Here is a 21,453-nt window from a genome sequence, read left to right as displayed (position 1 = left end):
GCCAATTTCCCCAGCTGCCAGCGTCTCACCATCCCGCACGCCTCACGCCTACCAAGCCCTGCGAATCCCTGCCAGTCCCCGCCAACCTCTGCCGCGGTCGCCCCACCGCGGCAACCTTGCAACCACCTTGCCAGCTGGCAAAAGTTCGACACGCGCTCATGCGGGTGCTGTGTTGCTCTTTTGTTGTGGATGACGGGGTATAGTGACGCTATTTCGGGTGGACCCCCTTCGACGAAAGGACGGCGGAATGGCAAATCGGACGAAGCGCGCGGCAGTGAAGCGTCGTGCGGCGGCAGGTTGCCGCGCGGTGTTGGCGGGGCTGTTGGCGGTGTCGTTGTCGCCGGCGGTGGCGCTCGCCGAGTCGCGGCAAGATGCGACCTACGAGGCGGCCGTCGAGGACCTGCGTCCGCTGGTGGCCGATGCCTTGGCGTTCAACGCTCAGCGCACCTTCTTGTCAGAAAACGGGGCAGAGCTCTTTTTGGAGGGCGAAGCCGCCGACCCGGGGATTGTGGCGAACGCGCTTCTGCCTTCGGCCTATACGGCGCCGTACACATCGGTCAAAGACCAGGGGGAAACGGGGTCGTGCTGGGCGTTCGGGGCAATCGCGTCGCTTGAATCGGCTCGGATGGTGCAGCAGGGCATCTCATCGGCGGGTGGTGATGAGCTGAATTGGTCGGAGGCCCAGCTTGCGTACGGCGCGTTCAACGGGCAGACAGACGACGGCACGCTCGACGGAAATGAGCTGACCACCTCCGACAACGATCATATGATTCCTGATGAAGATGAATATGGCTTTGACCAGGGCGGTAACTGGATGCTGGCCTCGGCGGCCCTTGCGGCGGGGCGCGGCCTGTCAAACGAGACCGACGTGCCTTTCAATGCCGACGACCCTGACGCCATGGCGGCGTCCGCGGCGGCGAACTACAACCTGTCGCGCGTGCGTCTTGACTACAGCAAGGGACTTCCCGAGATTGCGCCCTTCGTGCGCATCAACGATGACGGCACGGTTGACCGCGACTGGAAGCCGGAGGCGCTCGACACAACAAAGCAGGCCATCTTGGATACGGGTGCGGTGTCGGTGCTCTACTATGCCGACGCACCGGGTGGTCCGTACTATCACGTGGGTTTAAGCGGCACGGAAGGGGAGGCGACCGATTCCGATAGCGCCACCGACCCCGACGCGTCCGACGAAAGCGTCGACCCCGACACCCCCGACTCGAACAGCCTGCAACTGCGCCTCCCGGAAAACTACTGGATTTACGACTCCGATGAGCAGGGTTTCACCACCAACCACGTGGTGACCATCATTGGTTGGGACGATACCTACTCCCGCTGGAACTTCGCGACAGAACTCTACGACGAGGACGGCGACAAGCTCTCCTACGACCCCGAGATTGCCGAGGTCGTGGCAGATGCCGACGGCGTCTTGTGGATAGTCCCCCTCATTGATGGCGCGTGGATTATCAAAAACTCGTGGGGTGAGGTGGCTGAGGGCAGCAGCGGCGCAACGATGACGATGGGTAACGACGGGCTGTTCTACTTCTCCTACTGCGAAAAGACGCTTGCCCAGCCTGCGGTGATGGTTCCCGATGAGGCGGCAGACAACCAGCCTGCCTATGACGAAACGTACCAGTACGACGGCATCAAGGCCCAACAGCTTTGGCAATCTGGCGTGCAGATGTACGGGGCGAACGTGTTCACCGCATCCGACAATCAGACGCTGGACGCGGTGGGCGTGTGGGTGCTTGATGATGACGTAGAGGTATGCATCGACGTGCGCGTTGGTCTGACCGATCCGGCCAATCCCGAGAGCGCGGAGCCGGCGTGCTCCTTCAGCTATCCGGTGGAGTGCTGGGGCTGGTACACCATCGACCTTCCTCAAACGGTGGCGGTGGACGCGGGCCAGACGTTCAGCATAGTCGTATCGCTGCTGGACGACGACGGCGACGGGTCCGTTCCGGTGGAGGCCGCATCGGCTCTGGACGGAGACCCCGGGCTTCCCGCAATGCAGGTGTACGCCGCGCCGGGCGAGAGCTTCCTGAAAGCCACCGGCCTCTCGATCGAGGAAGAATGGGTTGATTGCCAGGACGTAAAAGACTTGGGTAACGTATGCGTGAAGGCGTTCGCGACGGAGCGGTCCGCAGATCCGGAGGAGCCAGAGGACCCAGAAAAACCCATTGAGCCGGAAGATCCTGAGAGTCCCGAGGATCCTGCCACTCCTGAGGATCCGGAAACTCCCGACACGCCCGATGATTCCAAAGCGCCCTCTCCCGAAACGCAGCCCAACCAGCGCACGGGGGGCGACTTCGGCACCGCTGCGGCCGCTTCCCGCACGTCCCTCGCGCGAACGAACGACCCGCTGGCGAGCGCAGCCGGCGCGCTCGCCTGCGTTGCGATGCTCGGCGTGGTTGCATGCGCCGTCGGCGCCGCTCGCCTGCGCCGCTGACTCCAAAGTGTTACTTCAATCATGGCAATAAGGCGTACAATGGAGAAGCGCTATAAGGGTGCTATCCACTGACAACGTATTGCGAAAGAGGACGACCATGGGCATTTACGATTTCACCGTCAAAGACCAGCAGGGAGGCGACGTTTCGCTTGAAGATTACCGCAGGCGCGTGCTGCTGATTGTGAACACGGCAACGGAATGCGGCTTCACGCCCACCTACGCCCAGCTTGAAGAGCTGTATCGCAGCTTGCATGACCGCGGGTTGGACATTCTGGACTTCCCGTGCGATCAGTTCGGCCATCAGGCTCCCGGCACGAACGAGGAGATAGCCGCGTTTTGCACGTCGCGCTTCGGCGTGACCTTTCCGCAGTTCAACAAGGTGGAGGTCAACGGCGAAGGAGCCGAGCCGCTGTTTGCGTACTTGCAGGCGCAGCAGGGCTTCCAAGGATTCGACGAAGGTCACGAACTGACTCCCATCCTGGAGGACCTGCTGGGCAAGGACGATCCGAGCTTCGCCCAGAAGCCTTCGATCAAGTGGAACTTCACGAAGTTCCTCGTGGACCGCGAAGGCAACGTGGTGCGCCGCTTCGAGCCCACAACCAGCATCCCCGACGTCGTGACGCCCGCCGTGGAGGCGCTGCTCTAGGAACTGCCGCCCCGTCGCCTGTCTTTGGGGCGGCGGGGCATTTTGCTAGCCAGCTTGTCTGGACCTGAGTTCTTTGTGTTCTGTTGTGGGTCCATCGCCCGTGCTCGCACGCCGTACCGAAGCTTTGCGCGCAAACTTCTGAAGCCGCTTCCTCCAAACAACCGAAGTCGCGTTTGCCAAAGAGTCGAAGTTGTCTTATTGTCCCTGCTGGAAAGGATGCAGGATAGCTGCGGATGTGACGCGGGATAAGAGCATGGACAAACTTGACCTGTTTAACATAGCGCTTGACGGGTACAGCGCGCTTTTGTGCGCGATGATGGGCGTCCACGCGCTTATGGCCGCGCGCGGGCGCCGCGACGAGGTGAGTCGGTGCTTCGCGGGCATCTGCCTGGCGAACGCCGTCATGGCTTTGGGGGATATCACGTCGTGGGCGCCCGCGCCGCCGCTGGATCGCGGCCAGTACGCGCTTGTGATGGCGGGCTCCTTCGCCTACTACGTGGCCGTGATGCCCATCTACCTGTTCTTCACGGGCTACATCGTGTCGTACTTGGAGCGTCGCACGCAGCTCGCGCCGGCGGTGCGCCGCGTGGCCCCGCCGCTTTTGGGAGCGCTGTTCGTGGCGTATTCGATTTGCTGCGTCGCCTCGCTGTGGAACGGGATGCTGTTCGTCGTGACCCCTGAGGCGGGTTATGAGCGCGGCGATCTGTTTTGGATATCGCAAGCGTCCGTCATTGCGTTGCACCTGTTCAACGCTGCCATTATCCTGCGTCATTTCGGCTGTTTGACCGCGGCGGAGCGCCTGGGCTTCGTAAGCTACCTCCTGCTGCCGATGGCGGCCAACGCGGTGCAGGTGGCGTTGTTCGGCGTGGCGCTTCTGAACGCTGCCATCACGTTGGCGTTGCTCATCATCTTCATCAGCATCCAATCCGAGCGCAAGGCGCTTTTGGCGCGGCGCGAGCAGGAGCTGGCCGAGGCGCGCGCCGACATCATGCTCAGCCAGATTCAGCCCCATTTTCTGTACAACACGCTTGCGGCCATCCGCGAGATGTGCCTGAGCGATCCGACCGAGGCGGCGCGCATGGTCACGGACTTCTCGGCGTATCTGCGCGAGAACATGGCCTCGCTCTCCAGCCGCACGCCCATTCCGTTCGAGCGCGAGCTGCGGCATGCGCGCACGTACCTGGCCCTTGAGCAGAAGCGGTTTGGGAACCGGCTGCGCGTGGAGTTCGACGTGCGGGCCACGGCGTTCTCGCTGCCGCCTTTGTCGCTGCAGGCGCTTGCGGAGAACGCGGTGCGCCACGGCGTGACGAAGCGCGAGGAGGGAGGCCGGGTGCGCGTGGCCTCTGCGGAGGAGCCGGACGCGTTCGTGGTGACGGTCGCCGACGACGGCGTGGGTTTCGAGCCGGATGCGGCGCGGCTCGACGGCCGGCTGCACGTGGGCATTGCGAACGTGAGCGCGCGCGTGGAAGCGCTGTGCGGCGGCACGCTGGTGGTGGACAGCACGCCGGGCGTGGGCACCCGCGCGACGCTGCGCATCCCGAAGGGGGAGGGCGCAGGCGGCGGCGCGGGCGCTGCGGATGGCGGCATGGCTGACGGCGCGGCCGGGGATTCCTCGGGGATGGTCGGCGCGCTCGGCGGCGGCGTGGAGGCTGCGGTTGGCGGCGGTGCGCGTGGCTCCAACAGCGGAAGGGAGGACGAATGAACATCATCGTGGTGGACGACGAGCCGCTGGCGTTGCGCGGCACCGCGCGCCTTGTCCGGGAGGCTGGCGGGGCAGACGGGGTGCAGGAGTTCTCGTTGCCGCGCACGGCGCTTGCCTCTGCGCGCGAGCATCGCGTGGACGCGGCGTTTCTGGACATCGAGATGCCCGGGATGAGCGGCCTTGAGTTGGCGAAAGCGCTCAAGGACGAGAATCCCGACACGCATATCGTGTTCGTGACCAGCTACGAGCAGTACGCTGTGGACGCCTTCGCCGTGCGCGCGACGGGCTATCTGCTGAAGCCGGCGCGCCTTGAGGACGTGCGTCGCGAGCTCACCTTCATCTACGACGAGCGCCGCGAGCACATGCGGCGGCCGGGAATCGTGCGCGTGCGGACGTTCGGAGGGTTCGAGGCCGAGGTGGACGGCGTGCCGCTGTCGTTCAAACGCTCGAAGTCCAAAGAGCTGTTCGCGCTTTTGGTGGACAGGCGCGGTTGCGGCGTGACCACGCGCGAGGCGTGCGCGGTGCTGTGGGAGGACGCGTCCTACAACGCCTCGAAGCGCAGCTACTTCCAAAACGTCGTGGCCGATCTGCGCGCCGCGCTCACTGCTGCAGGCGCGGAGGCGGTGCTTGTGCGCTCGCGCAACAGCCTGGCCATCGATCCGGCGCTCGTCGACAGCGACAGCTACCGCTTCCTCGAAGGCGACCCTGTTGCGGTGAACTCGTATCGCGGCGACTATCTGCCCGCCTATTCGTGGGCCGAGTACTCCATAGGCCCGTTCTCGCGGACGGACTGAGGTCTGCTGCCCGAGAGAGGGATGCGGGCGGCGTTTGGGTGGCGGGATGCGGCCCTCGGGTGGGGTGCGGGATGCGGGCGGCGCAGCTCGCGGGCGTTGCGGGCGACCGGACGCAAGCGCTCGGCTCCTTGCCCGGTGCGTCCTCAGGGCGCAAGGGCGCGAAGGGGAATGGAGCAAATACCCTCGTCCTTCAGGGTTTTACAAGCACCAAGCCATATACAGCGGAAGCGACACGCGGTTTTCTGAAAATGCCATCTGCCGAGGGTGCAATACGTATTCCGTGCCCACGCGTTTTCCGAATTTTTGACGGTACTTTTTCAGCGAAGCCGTTCCGTAGCGATTGGATGATTTCACTTCGATGGGGCTGATGCGCGGCTTCATTGCGGCATCGGGATACTCTTTTGTGATAAGAAAATCAATTTCCATGCTGTTTTGCGTATCCCGCTTATCGTATTGCGAAAAAAAGAAGAGCGTTCGGCCATTTGCTCTAAGCTGCTGAGCAACCGCGTTTTCAACCAGCATGCCCTCGTTCAAATTCAGCTTGTCGAAAAGAATATCGCGATACACGCTATCAGGCGTTTCTGTTCTGTCCATAAAAGTTTGCGAAACCAGAAGCCCTGTATCTGCCATGTAACACTTGAATGAAGAATTGTCTTCGTTCAACCGCAAGCCTACATGGGGGTCGGTTGAATTGCGGCATATGTTTACTATTCGGGCATCGGACAGCCATGAAAAGGCGTTTTCGTAGGTGCGGCTGCGCGCATCCTTGTGCAATGATGCAAGGGTAAACTTTTTTTCATGCTTGGAAAGCTGCGAGGGGATGGTATCGAAAATCGCGCGCACGCGTGCTTCTTCAGTTCCGGAAAACTTTCCTATATCTTCGCGATAAAGATCGAGGATCCCCCTTTTAATGTAGTCGACTTTTGCAAAATTGCGGCTTTCCACATACTCGGAAACAGCTTGGGGCATGCCGCCCACCAGCATGTATTCGCGCCACAGGCGTATGGCGCGCTTATGCAGGGCATCCGGTAAGGGTTTTTGCTGCTCGTAGGAAAGGCGGATGGCATCGGAAAGCGCCTTTTCGTTCATAGCCCAGCAAAACTCTTCGAAATCGAAAGGGTTCAATTCGAATTTGCGCTCTTCGGAAGGGATTACGATGTCTCGAACGTTCTTTTTGATGGAAACGAGAGAACCGGTTTCCATGTAATCATAGCGCCCGTCGGCAACCAAATATTTAATAAGCCCGCGGGCGTGCGGGAACTGCTGCACTTCGTCAAAAATGATAAGCGAATCTCTTTCATGAAGCTGTACCTGATAGTAAGCTGAAAGCAGCATGAAAAGGGTGTCGAAATCGTTTTGCTGCTCTTCGAAAATAGCTTTAACATCTTTCGGAAGTCGAGCGAAGTCGATGAGGATATACGATCGGTACTCTTCTTTTGCAAAAGTTTCGGCTAAGGTTGACTTTCCTACCCGGCGAGCACCTTCGATCAACAAAGCCTCGCGCCCATCGGCCTGTTGTTTCCATGCCTTAAGGCGTTTGAGCGCCTTGCGTTGAAACATGTTCGACCTCCTGTTTTCACGAAACCCAAAGTTTGAAATATCCACATTTTACACGAAACCCAAAGTATAGTATCCGCTCTGCCTTGAATAGAGGTAAACGGATCCGTTTCGTTCGACCTTCGTTCGACCTTCGTTCGACCCCGGTGCAGAAAACGACAAGTTATCTGCCGAAGTCGGCATGCCCTCAGGGCGCAAGGGCGCGAAGGGGAATGGAGTAAATGCCCTCGTCTACTTCGCGGGCATAGTGGGAAAGGCCGGTGATGACGGCCATGAACTCGGGTTCCCTCACGCGCGCCTTCGGGTTGCCGCAAAGCTTCTCGCGGAGCCGCTTGAGGTTCGAGGCCGCAGCGGGCACGCCCTCCTCGCTGACCTTGACTTCGAAAGCCGCCCATCTTCCATCTGCCAATTCGATGATCGCGTCTGCTTCCAGTCCGGAATCGTCGCGGTAGTACCTGATCGGCTCGAATCCGATGTCGGGGAGGGCTTGGGCGTATACAAGAAGATCGCGGATGCACAGGTTCTCGAACATCGTGCCGAAAGCCTGCCAGTCGTGCACGAGCGCTTTAGGTCCCATGCCCAGCTGGGCTGCGGCGAGGGACGGATCGGCAAGGTAGCGCTTTGGCTTGGTGGAAAGGCGTTTGGGCGATCTCGACTCGGGAACCCATCCGGGTATCTCCACCAGCAGGTACAGGGACTTCAAAAGGGCGAGGTACGAAGCCAGCGCTTCGCGTGACAGGGAGGCTCCTCCAAAGGGCTCCTCCCCTCCGAACATGTCCGCGATGAGCGTTTTGTGCGTGGTGGCCTGTCCGAGGGTTCGCGCCACCGAAGTCACCAGCCTGCTGGCGGTGTCGGGACTCTTCCTGTGCCGGGGGATGCTTTCCGTGTAGAGAAGCCGCAGGTATTCGCGCGCTACGGTTTGCGCGCTCGCGACATCCATATCGATGGCCTCCGGCCACCCTCCTTTGCAGACGACGTCCACCAGAGGAAGGGCATCTTTGCTGTCGGGTGCCATCATGCCGGGTGCGAAGACCCCTTCGAAAAGCCCCTTGAGGGAAACGGTGCCGACGGAATCTCCCGATTCCGCAAGGGAAAGGGGGTGCATGCGTATTCTCCCTATGCGGCCAGCGCCGCTGTGCCGAGGCCCCTCGCCGTCCTTGAGGGAGGGCGGCGTCGAGGATCCCGTCAATATCCATCCTCCGTGAAGAGAGCGCTGCGCATCGATCTTGCGGCGCACGACATCCCATATGCGGGGAACCAGCTGCCATTCGTCTATGACGTGCGGCTGTTCCCCCAGCGTCATAAGGCCAGGGTCGGCGAGGGCCACGGAGTAATCGTCGTCTACGAAGCTGGCGCTTTTGCCGTGCATGAGCGCCGTCCATGTTTTCCCGCACCATTTGGTGCCGGATATCTCGACCGCGCCGAAGAGGGAAAGGTATCGTTCCACCTGTTCATCGACCACGCGAGGAAGGTAGGATTCGCTGAGATGCGCAAGGTTTGACATGGGGCTTCTCACCTTCATTCATCGATGACGGAGATGCAATCGACATTTTCCGAATGTTCGACCCGACATTTTCCGAATAGATGATACGACATTTTCCGAATGTTCGACCCGACATTTTCCGAATGAGGGGCGCAGCAAGGGTTGATTGCCATCCGAAGTGCAAAAAACTAGGCACTTGGTCTGTCATGGACGGGGTGCGATTGGCGCGAGGGACGTGATTGCGATTCGCATGACATTCTCCGGAAAGGGCGAAAGGGAGAAAATCGATTCGCACTGGCTACTCCAAAAGCCGCCCCTCCCCAAGGCGACTTCGGCGGGTATGTGGCCTCCTGTCGCGCACGATGGCTTGGAGTCGTTTCGTTCGGTATCTTGCGCCTTCTCCGTTCGGTAAAATGCACCCTTTTCATTCCGTATTTTGCACCTTGCGAAGACCTCGTCGCTTAGGCTCCCAACGCGGTGAGCGGAACGACGTATACGTCGGATGACGCATCGTAGCGAGCGAATTCGCCCGCACCCACGATCACCGCCATGAACTCGGGCCGAGGGTTGCGAGCGGCGGGATTCGCGGCCACTTTCGCCCGCAGGCGATTGAGCGCCGCCGCTCCTTCCTCAACTTTGCTGTCGCCCAGCTTTACCTCGAAGCCAGCCCACCTTCCGTCGCGCAGCTCGATAATGGCATCCACTTCCAGTCCGTCGGAATCGCGGTAATAGCGCAGCGGGTCTGCGGGAGCGTGCGGCAGGGCCGAAGCGTACACTGCCAGATCGTGCATGCAAAGCGCCTCGAACAGCATGCCGAAAAGCTGCCCGTCCGACACCAGCCTCTGCGGATCAACGTGCAGCAGGTTCGCCGCCAGCGACGGATCGGCGAAGTAGCGCTTCGGCTTGGTGCGCAGCCGGCTTTTCGACCGGATGGGCGCGTCCCACCCCGCAACGCTCTCGATCACGTAGAGCGCCTCGAGCGCGGCGATATGCTCTGTGGCTTTTTTCTCGACAGTGGCCTTCGACAGCTCGTCGGAAAAAGCGTCCGCGCCGATGGTCGCCAGCTTCGCGGCCGTCCCCAGGTTGCGTGCGAGCGACCGGGCGACTCTGCGCGATTCGTTTCCGTCAAGGCCTCGTCGCGGAATGCTGGTCTCAAAGATGGCGTCGAAATACGAGTCGAGGTAGCGCGAAGCTTTGCTGAAATCCGCATTGCGCAAGGCAGGCCAGCCGCCTCGGCATATGGTTTCCGCAAGCGGGGCGAGGCGCTGTTGCACAAGCGCTGGCTCGAACCGCCCGTCGAACAGTCCCGCAAGGGAAACCGACGCGGAAGATTCCCCTGTTTCGGCAAGCGACATCGTGCGCATGCGGAGCTTCGCTATCCGCCCCGCGCCGCTGTGGCTCACGAGGTGCTTGCTGGGCGACGAGGATCCCGTGAGGATGAAGCTCCCGGCCCCGCCCTCCGAGCTGTCAACGGCATCGCGCACGGCATCCCAGATGGGAGGCACGTCCTGCCATTCGTCAACCACATGGGGCCTGGCGCCGACAAGCGCGACCGCAGGGTCGGCCTCGACCGCCTGCCTGACGTTGGCGCGCCCCACCCGGGTCACGCTCTCCCCGAACGAGAGGGACGTCCACGTCTTTCCGCACCACATGGTGCCCGCCACCTCGACGGCTGAGAACGTGTCCAGCAGTTCGGACAGCACGCTGTCGCACACCCTCGGCAGATATCCTTCCGGCTTGAGCGCTCCCTGCTTCATGAACGGGCCTTTCGTAAAGCGATCCGATTTTAGAGGCAAATTAAATCCGGTTTCAGAGTATAAATGAATCCGATTTTAGAGGCAAATTGAATCCGGCGAAGGAGAAGGCAATCCGAAGTGCAAAAAACCGGGCACTTAGTCTGTCATAGACGGGCCGCGATTGGCGCGAGGGGCGTGATCGTGGCCCACACGACGTTTTCCGAAAGGGCGAAAATCGGCTCGCACTGGTCACTCCGAAAGCCGTCTCCGAGACGACCTCGGTGGCAATGCGGCCTTCGTCGCACATGACGGCTCACAGCGCTTCGTTCGGTATTTTGCACCCTCTCCGTTCAGGAAAATATACCCTTCCTGTTCGGTGTTTTGCACCTTACGCAAAGCGGGGGTTAATTGCTACGGTCTGAGGCAGGCGAGCGGAACGACGTACACCCCGTCGTCTCGTCTGTAGGCGTATTTCCCTCCGGTCAGCACGGCTTTGAAAGAAGGGGCGGGGGTTTTCGTCGTGTCGATCTTCGCGGCCATCTTCTTCAGATGAGCCGCAGCCTCTTCGATCCTAGCCTCTCCACCCAGTTTGACTTCGATTGCGCCCCAAGCCCCGTCGTCTCTTTTAGCGATCGCATCGACCTCGAGCCCGGTTTTGTCCCGGTAGTGGGCCACTTCGCCGCCGACGCTGTCCAAGTAGATGCGGAGATCCCGCACGCACAAAGACTCGAACAAAAATCCCATGGTGGAAAGGTCGCCAAGAAGGCTGTCGTCGTTGGCGCGAAGGGCGGCTGCGGCAAGCGATGGGTCGGTGAAGTGCCATGTGGAAGACGTGCGGAGGGGTGTTTTCGAGCGCAGCGTGGGCGCCCAGGCCGGAGCGTCCTCGATGACGAACAGCTTTTTCAGGGAGTTTATGTAGGAGGCTACTGTTTTCTCGGTCATGGAGATCCCGTCGCCGGACATGTCCCGGGCTATCGTCGCCAAAGACGCCTCTTGGGCCGAGCAGCGCGCGAGCGAGCGCAGCAGCGCTCGGGCCTTCGCGGCATTTCTTTCGATTCCGCTCGCCTCCGATATGTCGCTCTCGATGATGGCCTCGAGGTAATCGCGCGCCCAGCTCGTTGGGTCGGACCCTTTCTTCACCACCGCTTCGGGCCAGCCTCCTCGGCAGATGTAGCGGGCGATGTCCTCGACATCCATCGGGGAGACGCCGCCTATATCCTCGTCCCTGAAAAGGGCGTCCAGGGACACCTCTCCGGTGGACTCCCTTGATTCGTAGAGCGACATCGAGCGCATGGTCAAACGGGCTATCCTTCCCGTGCCGGTGTGCTTGATACGTTCGGGATCCACCGGCGTCGCCGATCCCGTGAGGAGGAACTGGCCGCTTTCGCCTTTGCTTTTGTCGATGGCGCTCACGACCGCGTCCCAAAGCACGGGGGCGACCTGCCACTCGTCGATGAGTCGGGGTTGGGCGCCGCGCAAAAGGATCGAGGGCTTTGTTTGGGCGAGCTCCATATTCTGCTCATATTCGTCCGGGTCGCGCAGATACAGGGCGCTTTTGGCCAGCTGTTCGCATGTGCTGGTTTTTCCCGTCCATTTCGGGCCCCGGATAAGGACTGCTCCGGTATAGGAGAGCTTGTCCTTCAACGCGCTGTCGATGATGCGGGGGAGGTATTCGTATGCCATGGCAACTCCTTTGCTGCGGTGTACTATACCATGAATTTCCTAATTTGGCTCGATTTCACTTCCTAATTTGGCCCAATTCCGTTTCCTTATTTGGCCCGACTTGGTTGTTTTGATGGTCGCAGCAGGCTCGGCACGGTTGCCGCCGTTCGTCGTGTGAGGGCGAGCGGGCCGTTCGCGGGAATTCTCGTTTGCGTGTTGCCGTTTTGTTGCACAACCCCCTTTATCATGAGTCTGGTTTTTGCATGCGCGCGATGTCGGAGGAGATAATGAAGCGATTGGGAAACAGAGCGCTCGGGGCGCTTTTGGCGTGCTCGCTCGTGCCGGTGCCGGCGGGCGCGGCATGGGCCGACGAGCCGGCTGCGGGCACCGGTTCAGGCGGTGCGACCAGTGCTGCAGCGACGCAACTGGCGCTTGAGCCGGGAACCTATGTGGAGCACGAGGCCATCGCGTACGTGGTGGATGGCGGCGTGCGGCTGTTCTCGTTTAACGGAGGAGCGCTTGAAAGCGCTCAAAATTTGATGGACATCGAGGCGGATGCGGCCGCCGAGGCGCTTGGCGACGATGCCGATGCGCCCGAGGCCGCGGCCTTTGCGCGCTCACTTTCGGCGAACGGGGAGGCTGAGGCTGCGGCTGGCTGCCTTGTGCTTGTGCGCGACGAGGCCAAGACGACCGAGCAGCTCATCGCCGAGCTTGAAGCCGACCCGCGCGTGGTGTTCGCCGAGCCGAACGCCGTGGTGGAGACGGGCGATGCCGATAAGGAGGCGCCGCAGGCCGCGCTTGCGGACGAAGCGCTCATCAAGGAGTGGGTGACCGAGGCTGATGCGGCTGGCGGGTCGGATGCGGTTGGCGGGTCGGATGCGGTTGGCGGGTCGGATGCGGCTGATACGACCGGTGCGACCGAATCGGCCACGAACGGCGCGCCCGAAAGCGCCGATGGCGACGCGTCGCAGGGCGGTGACGCGGGTGCGGGCGACGCGCTCAAGGGTGCCGCCGGCTCGAACGACGCGGAGGGCGCAAGCGCGAACGGCGGCAACGCCTCCGACCCCGATGCGGCCGAGCCGCGCGCCGGCGAACCTGCCGAGGTCGTGTGGGGCGAAGACGATGAAGGCCCGGCATCTGACCTTGACGCTTTCCTCTGGGGTTTCAACAACGACGGCCGCATGGGCGGCATCGCGGCTGGCCAGGCGTCCGGCGCGGTTGACATGGGTTGGGGCGCATGGCTTGACAAAGCCGAAGCTGCCTCGCTTTCAGAGGTCATCGTGGCCGTCATCGACTCGGGCGTGGACGCCTCGAACCCCGACCTTGCGCCGGTCATGTGGAAAGACGGCCTGACCTCCGGCATCGTGTCCACCGGCAAGGAGGATCAATACGGTTTCGCAGCGGCTGCCGACCAAACGGCGGGCATCACCTCCACCACTGGCATTACCAGCTATCACGGCACGCACGTGGCGGGCACCATCGGCGCGGCGTGGGGCGATGAGGGCGTCTCCGGCCTTGCGCCCAACGCGCGCATCATGGCGGTGCGCCACAACGACACGCTTGCCGGCATGCTGGAATGCTTCGACTACGTGAGCCGCGCGTGCGACGCGGGCGTGAACGTGCAGGTGTCCAACAACTCGTGGGGCTTTGGCCAGGGCATGTGGCGCTCCATCGACCTTGCGGTGACCGAGATCGGGCGGCAGGGCGTGGTGAGCGTGTTCGCGTCCGGCAACTCCGCGTTCGACAACGACGCGGCGGCCAGCACGGCCACCACGCTGGCCGACAACCCTTACGCCATCGTGGTGAACGCGGTGGATCCCACAGGGGAGGGCACCACGTTCACGCAGTACGGCGAAACCACCACCGACGTGATGGCTCCCGGCTCGGGCATCCTGTCCACGTGGGCCACCGGCAAGGCGAACGCGGAGGGCGGAGCCGGCGGGCCGAACTACCTTGGCGAAGAGGATGACGATGCCGTGCTGTACGAGAGCTTCGATGACGAGAGCCATGCGAGCGCTTTCGGGGAGGGGCAGACGGGCGCGGCAAGTTCCGAGGGCGGCAATGCTGATGTCGCGCACGGCACCTACCTTTCGTTCTCCGCGAAAGAAGGCGCCTCCTCCCTCTTGGTGCGCGAGGGCGGCAAGCGCTTCGACGGAAACGCTGCGCTTGAGCTGAGCTACGATCCTGTTTCCGGCGACAGCCCGTTCAACGTGGTGGCGAGCGATCCCATCGATCTTTCCGGCGTGGATAAAAAGCCCCGTTATCTGAGCATTCGCACCACGGCGACCTCCGATGCCACGGATTCAACTGTGCTCGGTCAAGTTGCCGTTTTGGTGAAGCAGACCGACAACCCTGTGACGAGCGATCCGCGCGGCAAGATGCTCACTCCTGTGGCCGGCTCCTCGTTCGGCATCGGCGGCGATTCGTGGTCTGGCTTCACAGTGGAATTTCCCGAAGATGTCGACTGGAAGAACTTCCACTTGGAGACAGTTCGTTGACTGTACTGTCTAAATTGCTTCCGAAACCTGCAGGTCAGAGGTACCGTCAACAAGCTGAAGCCGAGGGCTCTCCTGCTGCTGGTACGAATCTGGTACGAATCGTTCGCCGGTTTGTACCGCCCCTCTGAGAACCTCGTAGGAGCGTCGCGAGGGACGCGAGTGGCGGACCTTGCAGATCTTCCCCGCGGGTGCTCCCTCCGCCTGTCTCGTCATGAACTCCTCCTCCGCCCCGACGCTCAGGAAGGCGTCCTCCACGACGTCCGCCGCCTCGCGTTTCTGGTCCATGTTGACGTGCGTGTAGATGTCCATGGTGATCTGCGCGTTGGCGTGCCCGGCGAGCTCCTGCATGACCTTGGGGTGAACCCCCTGCTCGGCGAGCATCGAGAGGTACGAGTGCCGCAGCTCGTGGAGGCACCAGCCATCGAGGCCGAATGCCGCGCGGTCGCGCTTCCACCACTTGCCGAGCGTATCGGGATTGGCTCGCTGGGCGTAGAAGTCGAGGACGACGGGCGTGTCCTCGTCCTGCTCCGCGTAGCCGGTCCGGTGGTGCCGGTTCACGTAGTTCCTGGTCTTGAAGTACTCCCTCTGGGCCGCCTTCCGGCGCAGCAGCGCCTCGCAGACGAACTCGGGCATGGGAAGGCGCCTCGTCCCGGCGCGCGTCTTGGTCTCCTTGAGGTTGCGGAAGCAGTCGAAGCTATGGCTCACGGTGAGGACGCGGTTGTCGAAGTCGACGTCGCGCCAGGACAGCGCGCAGATCTCGCCTCGCCTGAGGCCCATGGTGATGGCGAGGAAGTACGCGATGTCGCACGAGGTCTCGACCTCCAGCTGGTCGATGAGGGAGCGCATACGCGCGGAGGTGAGGGCCCGCCGCTCCTTGGTGTCGTTCGCCGGGGTCGCCACCCTGTCGAGGGGGTTCCTGACGATGGTCTCCTCGTTCACCAGGTGCTTGAAGAACAGGTTCAGCATCTTGTGGAGGCGGTTGAGGTAGGCGCCGCTCGACGGCTTCCCGGAGAGCGTGTCGCCCTGCCGCATGGCGAGGTACATGTCCTCTATCATCTCGGGGGTGATGCTCGCCACGTCGGCCTTCCCGATGTGGCGCGAGATCGCCTTGAACTGGACCCGGTAGCGCTTGTTGGTGTTCTGGGTGAACTCCCCGGACTGCTCGCGCCTGTCCATGAAGTCCGCAGCACACTCCTCGAAGGTGGTGCCGGTGCGCTTCCAGACCTTGTCGTCCTCGATCTCCTCGATGAAGTCACGCAGGGCCTTCTTGGCCTGGGTGTAGTTCATGTCGCTCACGCGACGCGTACGGGTCTTGTACTTGCCCGTGCGCGGGTCGAGCCCCACGGGGACGCGCAGCTGCCACTTGCGGCACTTGCTCTTGGGCTTGTCCTTCTCGAGCTGGACGATGGTGCCCTCTCCTGTGACCTTGGCCATGGCTCACGCCCCCTTCCTGCGGACGGGGCGGCCCTCCGCGACCCAGCGGCGGACGCGCGCCGCGATGTCCCTGCAGAAGAGCTCCTGGCTCGCGTCGAGTGCTCTCCTGCCCTCGGTGTGGTCGGGCTCCTCCGGCCTCCTGTCGCGGCTCTCGATCTCGATGCCCATGCGATCACCTCCTCCCCTGGGGACGGGGGCCGTCTGCCTCGGACTGCTCCACGAAGTCGAGGTAGCTGTCCACGAGGGCGCGGCCGGCGCCGGAGAGGGCGTCGTAGCGGGACTGGACGGGGTGCTCGTCGGGGGCGTCGATGTCCTCGCGGCCGACGACGAGGTCGATGGAGCAGCCGAGGCGGTCGGCGATGGCCCATGCCGCCGAGAGCGGCACGGCCATGCCCGGGCCCTCGGGCTGGCGCTCGTAGCGCGAGTAGGTGGACGCGGGGATGCCGAGCTCCGCAGCGAAGTCCCTGGCGCTGCGGTAACCCGCCTCGCGGCGGAGGCGCTGCAGCGTCCTCTTCCCGCTGATGGGAGGGGCCGCCTTTGTGGAAGTGTCACGTGGTGGCATATAATGTCACCGTCCTCTCTAGTTGGCTCTGGACTGGACAACAGGGCCCACGGGAGCTGCAACTCCCATGGGCCCGCCCTCTTTCTACGGCCTTCCCGCGTCGCCCCCCTTCCGGCCGCCTCTTCCGTCGAACTCTATGAACACACGTCTCCCGCCCTCGAGGGACGGGTGGTACGACATGCCGGCGCCCCCGGAACCTACCTGCCCGTGCGAGCGGTCGTACGCCTGCATAATCCGCGCGATGTTCTGCTCGTCGAGGATTCTGCTCGCCTTTGTGGAGACCCTGCCCCGGCGCTCCTCCGCGCGCCTGGTGACGAACTCCTCGAACCCCTCGCGGCGCTCCTCACGGGTACCGAAGGCGATGAGGTCGTCGAGCTCGCCGCGCCCGTCGAGCTCCTGCTGCCACAGACGCTCGTAGCGCCACGCGAGCTCGTCGAAGCGGCGGTCGGCCTCCGCCTCCTCGCGCTGGCGCCTGAGGCCGTCCTGGTGGAGCAGGAAGGAGAGGAACTGGTCGAGGGCGAGCTTGGACTCCTCGGAGAGGGAGTCGTACTCCTCCTGGACGTCTCCGCGCAGGGCGCGCACGTCCACCTCCTCGCGGCCGACGATGACGTCGATGGGCACGCGGAACCAGTCCGCGAGCTGCCACGCCGCGCCCATGGGGATCTTGTCGGGGTTGCTCTCGTAGCGCGCGTAGGTGGACGCCGGGATCTCCACGGCCTCCGCGAACTCCGCCGATGTCTTGAACCCCGCCGCCTTCCTGAGCTCCAGAAGAGCGCTCGCCATCTGCCATACCTCCCGAGTTGTGTGCGTTCTGTGGCGGTGCGTTGCCCCACCTGACTGGAAGGGCGCAACACTATGCAACAGAAGATAGCACTCAGCGACAATCTGAACAACCGAACAACACAATTCTACACCAAATAGCGCTAACAATCTCACGCTATGAGAATTGCTGTGATATTCTACGGCTGCGCGGGGAGGCGGCGGCCCACCACGTGGCACCGCCGCGCCGCGCGCCCGGTCCAGAGCCAACCGAGGAGACAGAGGGGAAGGCGAGAGAAGCGATGAAGGCGAGGTTCGAGGACGTGCCGCTGTTCATGACGCCGAGCGAGCTCGCGCAGGTGACGGGCGAGCACGTGGGGTCGATCAGGAGGGGCATCATCGAGGGCAGGATCCCGGCCGACAAGGTGAACGGGCGCTGGCGCATCTGCCGCGACGTGGTGTTCCCGAACGCGAGCAGGGGGACGTCGTATGACGGTGGGAAGAGGGAGTAGGCGCGCCGCCCCGCGAGAGCGGACGGGCGCGGTTGCCGCCGCGCCCGCCCAGTGCGAATCCCTGGCCGGAATCGCGGGGCACAGTGTAGCGCATGCGCGCGGAGTTTCCGAGGGGGTGCGCTCCCATGGCTGACCTGAGTGGCGTGCCGGCGGAGCTGCGCCGCGAGCCGCGCTGGGTGTGCTGGCGGCGCGAGGAGCGCAACGGCAAGACGACGAAGCTTCCGGTGTGCGCGGCGAACGGGCGCATGGCCAAGAGCACCGACCCGGCGACCTGGGCGACCTTCGAGGAGGCGGTGGCGGCCGTCGGCCGCTGGCGCTGCGACGGCGTGGGTTTCGTCTTCGGGCCCGACCGCGCCTACACCGGGCTCGACCTCGACCACGTGATCGAGGGTGGCGTGCTCGACCCAGCGTACCGCTGGGTGGTCGAGGAGGCCGGCACCTACACGGAGGTCTCGCCGTCCGGCGACGGGCTGCACCTGATCTTCCGGGGCGCGAAGCCCGACTGGGCCCAGCGCTCGCGCAAGGGGCAGCCCGGCGGGCGCGTGGTGGAGATGTACGACCACGACCGCTACTTCACGGTGACGGGGAACGTGTTCGAGGGGCGCGGGACGCTGGGGTCCAACCCCGAGGTCGTCGAGAAGGCGTACCGGACGTGGATCGAGCCGGGGCGGGCAGCCGCGCAGCCGACGCTTTCGGCGGCATCGGGCGCGGGCGCCGACGTGGACGACGAGGCGCTGCTCGAGCGCATGTACGCCTCCCGCAGCGGCGACGCGATCCGCGCACTCATGGCCGGCGACTGCTCGGCGCAGGGCGGCGACCGCTCGGCCGCCGACATGGCGCTGTGCAGCCACCTCGCGTTCTGGTGCGCGGGCGACGCCTCCCGCATGGACCGGATCTTCCGCAGGAGCGGCCTCATGCGCGACAAGTGGGACAGCAGGCGCGGCGGCACCACCTACGGCGCGCAGACGATAGAGCGCGCCATCGAGGGATGCACGGAGTTCTACCGGCCGAGGGAGCGGCGGGCCGACCGTCCTTCTCGCCCCGCGCGCACCTCTCGCGCCAATGACAAGAACATGTGTTCGACCGCTGCGCCGGGCACGGACGGAGGGGGCTCCCCCGACGAGGAGGCGCCGGACTTCGAGACGGCGCCGTCGGTGGAGGGGTGGTTCGTGGACGCGCGCGGGCGGCTGTGGGTGCGCGGGCGAGACGGCGAGCTGGCGCGCTCGGTGACCTCGACGGCGCCCTGGGTGGCTGCCGACCTCGTGGACGTGGATACCGGCGACGTGCGCGCCCTCGTGCGCGTGACGGTCCCCGGCGGCACCCGCGAGCGGGCGCTCGACCGTGAGGTGCTGCTCAACCAGAGCAAGGTGATCGGCGCGCTCGCGCCGCTGGGGGCGAACGTGTCGTCCGCCAACGCCAAGGACGTCGTGCGCTACCTGACCGACGTGGAGCGCCGCTACGGCTGGGCGCGGCCCCGCGCGCGAAGCGTGGTGCACCTGGGGTGGGCAGACGGTCCGCTCTCGGCCTTCATGCCCTACGACCTGGGCGAGGGCGGCGTGCGCTTCGACCCCAGCCCGGACGAGGCGGTGAAGGCGCGCCCCTTCATGGAGCCCGCGGGCACGCTCGCGGAGTGGGTGGAGGGCGTGGCGCCGGCGCGCGCCGCGTCGATGGCGTTCCGCTGCGTCCTGGCGGCGAGCTTCGCCTCCCCGCTGGTGTCGCTTCTGGGCGTGCAGACCTTCATCGTCTACCTCTGGGGGCGCTCGCGCTCCGGCAAGACGCCGACCTTGAAGGCGGCGGGCAGCGTGTGGGGCGACCCCACCGAGGGGGCGGACAGCTACTTCCGCACCTTCGCGGACACGCCCAAGAGCATCGTGCGCGCGGCGGCCCTGTTGCACGACATACCCGTGATCATCGACGAGCTGCAGAGCAAGGGCGCCGTGGGCGGCCAGGCGGGCAAGCGCCAGGTCGTGGAGGACCTGCTCTACTCGCTCTCGCTCGGGCACGAGCGCGGGGCGCTCAACAGCGACCGCACGATGATGCGGGCGGGCTCGTGGCGCTGCCTCACGATAGCCACGGGCGAGATCCCCATCGTGGGGTCATCGACGCAGCAGGGCGCGGCGAACCGCACCCTCGAGCTCTGCGCGGAGCCCTTCGAGGACGTGCGCGCCGCCCAGGCGATGCACCACCTCGTCTCCGCGCAGCACGGCACCGCCGGGCGCGCCTACGTGGCCGCGCTTCGGCGAAACGACGCCGCCTTCTACGCGGGGCAGTTCTCATCCGTTCGCGACGCCGTGTGCGCCGCCGCCGGCGGGCACCCGCAGGCCGACAACGTGGCGCTGCTCGCGCTCGCGGACGCCCTCGCGCAGTTCTACGTGTTCGCGCCGGGCAGCGACTGGGCGGCGTGCCTGGAGGGCGCGATGCTGATGGCGCGCTGGGCGCTCGTGAACGCCACGGGCGCCGACGGCGGCGACACCGACGTGAAGGCGATCCAGTTCGTGGCCGAGTGGCTGGTGCGCAACCGCCTGCACTTCGAGAGCTCGGCGGAGATGGACCGGCTCGAGCGATGGGGGTCGGTGGAGCAGTACCGGGACCGCCCGGGCTTCTGCTGGTGGGTCTTCTCGTCCGTGCTCGACCAGGCGCTCGGGGGCGCCAACTTCGACCGGCAGAAGACGCTCAGGCGCATGGCCGACGAGGGCGTGCTGCTGCCCGGCTCCGGGCGCGGGTTCACGCGGCAGAAGCGCTTCGGCGACTCGCGGGTGTACTGCGTGTGCGTGGACAACGCGGCGCTGGAGGCCATGCTCGAGCGCTCGGCGGGCGCGCCGCCTGCGGTGGCGCCGTCTCAAGGGGGCGGGCCATGCTGAGACACGGGTCGAGACGCCCCTGGCGGCTGGTGAGGGTGCGCGTCCCCTCCTCCCGTCTCAACGTCTTGACGGGGACGAGACATGGGGGGACGTCGCGCGCGGGCGGGCGCGGGCGCGCGCACGCGCGGGCGGGGACCTCGGGTCCTATTTCCGTCGAGACGTTGAGACGGGCGGCATTCGCGCTGGTGGCGGGGCTGCTCTCCGTCTTGCCCGGGGGCGAGACGGCGGCGGGCGGGCACGTGAGACGCGGAGGGAGGTGCGCGCGGTGAGCTGGTGGACGGAGGAGCAGGACGACGTCCTGCGCGAGGTGAGCTTCCGGGGCGCGGCGTTCGCGGCCGCCGAGATCGAGCGGAGATGCGGCGTCGCCCACTCCGTGCGGGCGGTGGAGATGCGCGCGTCGCGGATCCACTGCTCGCTGGCGATCCAGACGGTATGCCCTCAGTGCGGCGCGGTGGGCGTGAAGATCAACCGGCAGACCGGGATGTGCCCGCTCTGCACCGAGCGCTACCACCTGGAGCAGGAGCGCGCCTTCAACGAGCAGCTCGAGTGCGAGCGGGTACGCGCGGAGGAGTCCGCCGAGCTCGCGGAGGTGCGGCGCGAGCGGGACATGATGCGGCAGCGCAACAGCCGCCTGTGCAGGAAGTACGGGCTCAAGGGGCGGCGGGAGCGGAAGAAGTAAGGCTGGACGGGTAAAATGGCCTTGATCGCGGCGCGCTGTTTGACTCACCTGCGAGACATGCAGGCGCCACGTCTGAAGCTCCCCCTCGGGGTGCCTGAGGCGCGTGAGAACGCAACAGGGGC

The 21,453-nt window shown here is 64.4% G+C and carries 16 protein-coding genes; 8 read left to right on the top strand and 8 right to left on the bottom strand.

What is annotated here, in order from left to right; genetic code table 11:
* Window positions 1-247 precede the first annotated feature (247 nt).
* The 4 genes from ACWKY3_RS03590 to ACWKY3_RS03575 all read left to right on the top strand — a co-directional run bounded on the left by ACWKY3_RS03590 (window position 248) and on the right by ACWKY3_RS03575 (window position 5,588).
* A complete protein-coding gene (locus tag ACWKY3_RS03590; protein ID WP_449315047.1) occupies window positions 248-2,446 on the top strand; it encodes a lectin like domain-containing protein in 2,199 nt (732 codons plus the stop codon).
* Window positions 2,447-2,543: 97 nt separating this feature from the next.
* The gene (locus ACWKY3_RS03585; protein ID WP_449315046.1) at window positions 2,544-3,092 is read left to right on the top strand and encodes a glutathione peroxidase; all 549 of its coding nucleotides are present in this window, start codon (window positions 2,544-2,546) and stop codon (window positions 3,090-3,092) included.
* Between the two features lie 253 nt (window positions 3,093-3,345).
* Window positions 3,346-4,794: a sensor histidine kinase gene (locus ACWKY3_RS03580; RefSeq protein ID WP_449315045.1), complete on the top strand. Its 1,449-nt coding sequence runs from the start codon at window positions 3,346-3,348 to the stop codon at window positions 4,792-4,794.
* A complete protein-coding gene (locus ACWKY3_RS03575) occupies window positions 4,791-5,588 on the top strand; it encodes a response regulator (protein WP_449315044.1) in 798 nt (265 codons plus the stop codon). Before ACWKY3_RS03580 ends, ACWKY3_RS03575 begins: the two co-directional genes overlap by 4 nt.
* Window positions 5,589-5,786: 198 nt before the next feature.
* Here the strand turns inward: ACWKY3_RS03575 and ACWKY3_RS03570 are convergent, their stop codons facing one another.
* The 4 genes from ACWKY3_RS03570 to ACWKY3_RS03555 all read right to left on the bottom strand — a co-directional run bounded on the left by ACWKY3_RS03570 (window position 5,787) and on the right by ACWKY3_RS03555 (window position 12,047).
* A complete protein-coding gene (locus ACWKY3_RS03570) occupies window positions 5,787-7,148 on the bottom strand; it encodes an ATP-binding protein (protein ID WP_449315043.1) in 1,362 nt (453 codons plus the stop codon).
* Window positions 7,149-7,332: 184 nt separating this feature from the next.
* Window positions 7,333-8,649, bottom strand: a complete 1,317-nt coding sequence (locus tag ACWKY3_RS03565; protein ID WP_449315042.1) for an ATP-binding protein — start codon at window positions 8,647-8,649, stop codon at window positions 7,333-7,335.
* Window positions 8,650-9,089: 440 nt separating this feature from the next.
* Window positions 9,090-10,385 (bottom strand): ATP-binding protein, encoded by a 1,296-nt coding sequence (locus ACWKY3_RS03560; RefSeq protein WP_449315041.1) that lies wholly within the window; start codon window positions 10,383-10,385, stop codon window positions 9,090-9,092.
* Between the two features lie 390 nt (window positions 10,386-10,775).
* Window positions 10,776-12,047, bottom strand: coding sequence for an ATP-binding protein (locus ACWKY3_RS03555; protein WP_449315040.1), 1,272 nt, complete (start codon window positions 12,045-12,047; stop codon window positions 10,776-10,778).
* Between the two features lie 266 nt (window positions 12,048-12,313).
* Between ACWKY3_RS03555 and ACWKY3_RS03550 the strand changes: the two genes are divergently transcribed.
* Complete coding sequence (locus ACWKY3_RS03550; RefSeq protein ID WP_449315039.1) at window positions 12,314-14,524, top strand: S8 family serine peptidase; 2,211 nt, start codon at window positions 12,314-12,316, stop codon at window positions 14,522-14,524.
* 9 nt (window positions 14,525-14,533) lie between these two features.
* On the opposite strand, the gene ACWKY3_RS03545 is transcribed toward ACWKY3_RS03550, so the two are convergent.
* The 4 genes from ACWKY3_RS03545 to ACWKY3_RS03530 all read right to left on the bottom strand — a co-directional run bounded on the left by ACWKY3_RS03545 (window position 14,534) and on the right by ACWKY3_RS03530 (window position 17,303).
* Window positions 14,534-15,958 (bottom strand): tyrosine-type recombinase/integrase, encoded by a 1,425-nt coding sequence (locus ACWKY3_RS03545; RefSeq protein WP_449315038.1) that lies wholly within the window; start codon window positions 15,956-15,958, stop codon window positions 14,534-14,536.
* A 3-nt stretch (window positions 15,959-15,961) separates the two neighbouring features.
* Window positions 15,962-16,126, bottom strand: a complete 165-nt coding sequence (locus ACWKY3_RS03540) for a hypothetical protein (protein ID WP_449315037.1) — start codon at window positions 16,124-16,126, stop codon at window positions 15,962-15,964.
* 4 nt (window positions 16,127-16,130) lie between these two features.
* Window positions 16,131-16,520, bottom strand: coding sequence for a helix-turn-helix domain-containing protein (locus ACWKY3_RS03535; protein WP_449315036.1), 390 nt, complete (start codon window positions 16,518-16,520; stop codon window positions 16,131-16,133).
* 84 nt (window positions 16,521-16,604) lie between these two features.
* Window positions 16,605-17,303 carry a helix-turn-helix transcriptional regulator gene (locus ACWKY3_RS03530; protein WP_449315035.1) on the bottom strand — a complete coding sequence of 233 codons (699 nt, stop codon included), beginning with the start codon at window positions 17,301-17,303 and terminating at the stop codon, window positions 16,605-16,607.
* 278 nt (window positions 17,304-17,581) lie between these two features.
* On the opposite strand from ACWKY3_RS03530, the gene ACWKY3_RS03525 reads away from it, so the two are divergent.
* The 3 genes from ACWKY3_RS03525 (at window position 17,582) to ACWKY3_RS03515 (ending at window position 21,331) form a co-directional block, all read left to right on the top strand.
* Window positions 17,582-17,791 (top strand): MerR family transcriptional regulator, encoded by a 210-nt coding sequence (locus ACWKY3_RS03525; protein WP_087316245.1) that lies wholly within the window; start codon window positions 17,582-17,584, stop codon window positions 17,789-17,791.
* A 125-nt stretch (window positions 17,792-17,916) separates the two neighbouring features.
* On the top strand, window positions 17,917-20,652 hold the full coding sequence (locus ACWKY3_RS03520) for a phage NrS-1 polymerase family protein (RefSeq protein WP_449315034.1): 2,736 nt from the start codon (window positions 17,917-17,919) through the stop codon (window positions 20,650-20,652).
* Between the two features lie 265 nt (window positions 20,653-20,917).
* Complete coding sequence (locus tag ACWKY3_RS03515; protein WP_449315033.1) at window positions 20,918-21,331, top strand: hypothetical protein; 414 nt, start codon at window positions 20,918-20,920, stop codon at window positions 21,329-21,331.
* The last annotated feature ends 122 nt before the right edge of the window (window positions 21,332-21,453 follow it).

The organism is Rubneribacter sp., assembly GCF_965361815.1.
The sequence above is the reverse complement of the archived record's forward strand: the minus strand, read 5'-3'. Positions and strand labels throughout refer to the sequence as shown.

Excerpts from the sequence above, each read along its gene's own strand:
- ACWKY3_RS03530 (WP_449315035.1), bottom strand. The coding sequence starts at position 17,303 with ATGGCGAGCGCTCTTCTGGAGCTCAGGAAGGCGGCGGGGTTCAAGACA.
- ACWKY3_RS03535 (WP_449315036.1), bottom strand. The coding sequence starts at position 16,520 with ATGCCACCACGTGACACTTCCACAAAGGCGGCCCCTCCCATCAGCGGG.
- ACWKY3_RS03585 (WP_449315046.1), top strand. The coding sequence starts at position 2,544 with ATGGGCATTTACGATTTCACCGTCAAAGACCAGCAGGGAGGCGACGTT.
- ACWKY3_RS03590 (WP_449315047.1), top strand. The coding sequence starts at position 248 with ATGGCAAATCGGACGAAGCGCGCGGCAGTGAAGCGTCGTGCGGCGGCA.
- ACWKY3_RS03555 (WP_449315040.1), bottom strand. The coding sequence starts at position 12,047 with ATGGCATACGAATACCTCCCCCGCATCATCGACAGCGCGTTGAAGGAC.
- ACWKY3_RS03520 (WP_449315034.1), top strand. The coding sequence starts at position 17,917 with ATGGCTGACCTGAGTGGCGTGCCGGCGGAGCTGCGCCGCGAGCCGCGC.
- ACWKY3_RS03550 (WP_449315039.1), top strand. The coding sequence starts at position 12,314 with ATGAAGCGATTGGGAAACAGAGCGCTCGGGGCGCTTTTGGCGTGCTCG.
- ACWKY3_RS03525 (WP_087316245.1), top strand. The coding sequence starts at position 17,582 with ATGAAGGCGAGGTTCGAGGACGTGCCGCTGTTCATGACGCCGAGCGAG.
- ACWKY3_RS03575 (WP_449315044.1), top strand. The coding sequence starts at position 4,791 with ATGAACATCATCGTGGTGGACGACGAGCCGCTGGCGTTGCGCGGCACC.
- ACWKY3_RS03540 (WP_449315037.1), bottom strand. The coding sequence starts at position 16,126 with ATGGGCATCGAGATCGAGAGCCGCGACAGGAGGCCGGAGGAGCCCGAC.
- ACWKY3_RS03545 (WP_449315038.1), bottom strand. The coding sequence starts at position 15,958 with ATGGCCAAGGTCACAGGAGAGGGCACCATCGTCCAGCTCGAGAAGGAC.
- ACWKY3_RS03560 (WP_449315041.1), bottom strand. The coding sequence starts at position 10,385 with ATGAAGCAGGGAGCGCTCAAGCCGGAAGGATATCTGCCGAGGGTGTGC.
- ACWKY3_RS03570 (WP_449315043.1), bottom strand. The coding sequence starts at position 7,148 with ATGTTTCAACGCAAGGCGCTCAAACGCCTTAAGGCATGGAAACAACAG.
- ACWKY3_RS03580 (WP_449315045.1), top strand. The coding sequence starts at position 3,346 with ATGGACAAACTTGACCTGTTTAACATAGCGCTTGACGGGTACAGCGCG.
- ACWKY3_RS03565 (WP_449315042.1), bottom strand. The coding sequence starts at position 8,649 with ATGTCAAACCTTGCGCATCTCAGCGAATCCTACCTTCCTCGCGTGGTC.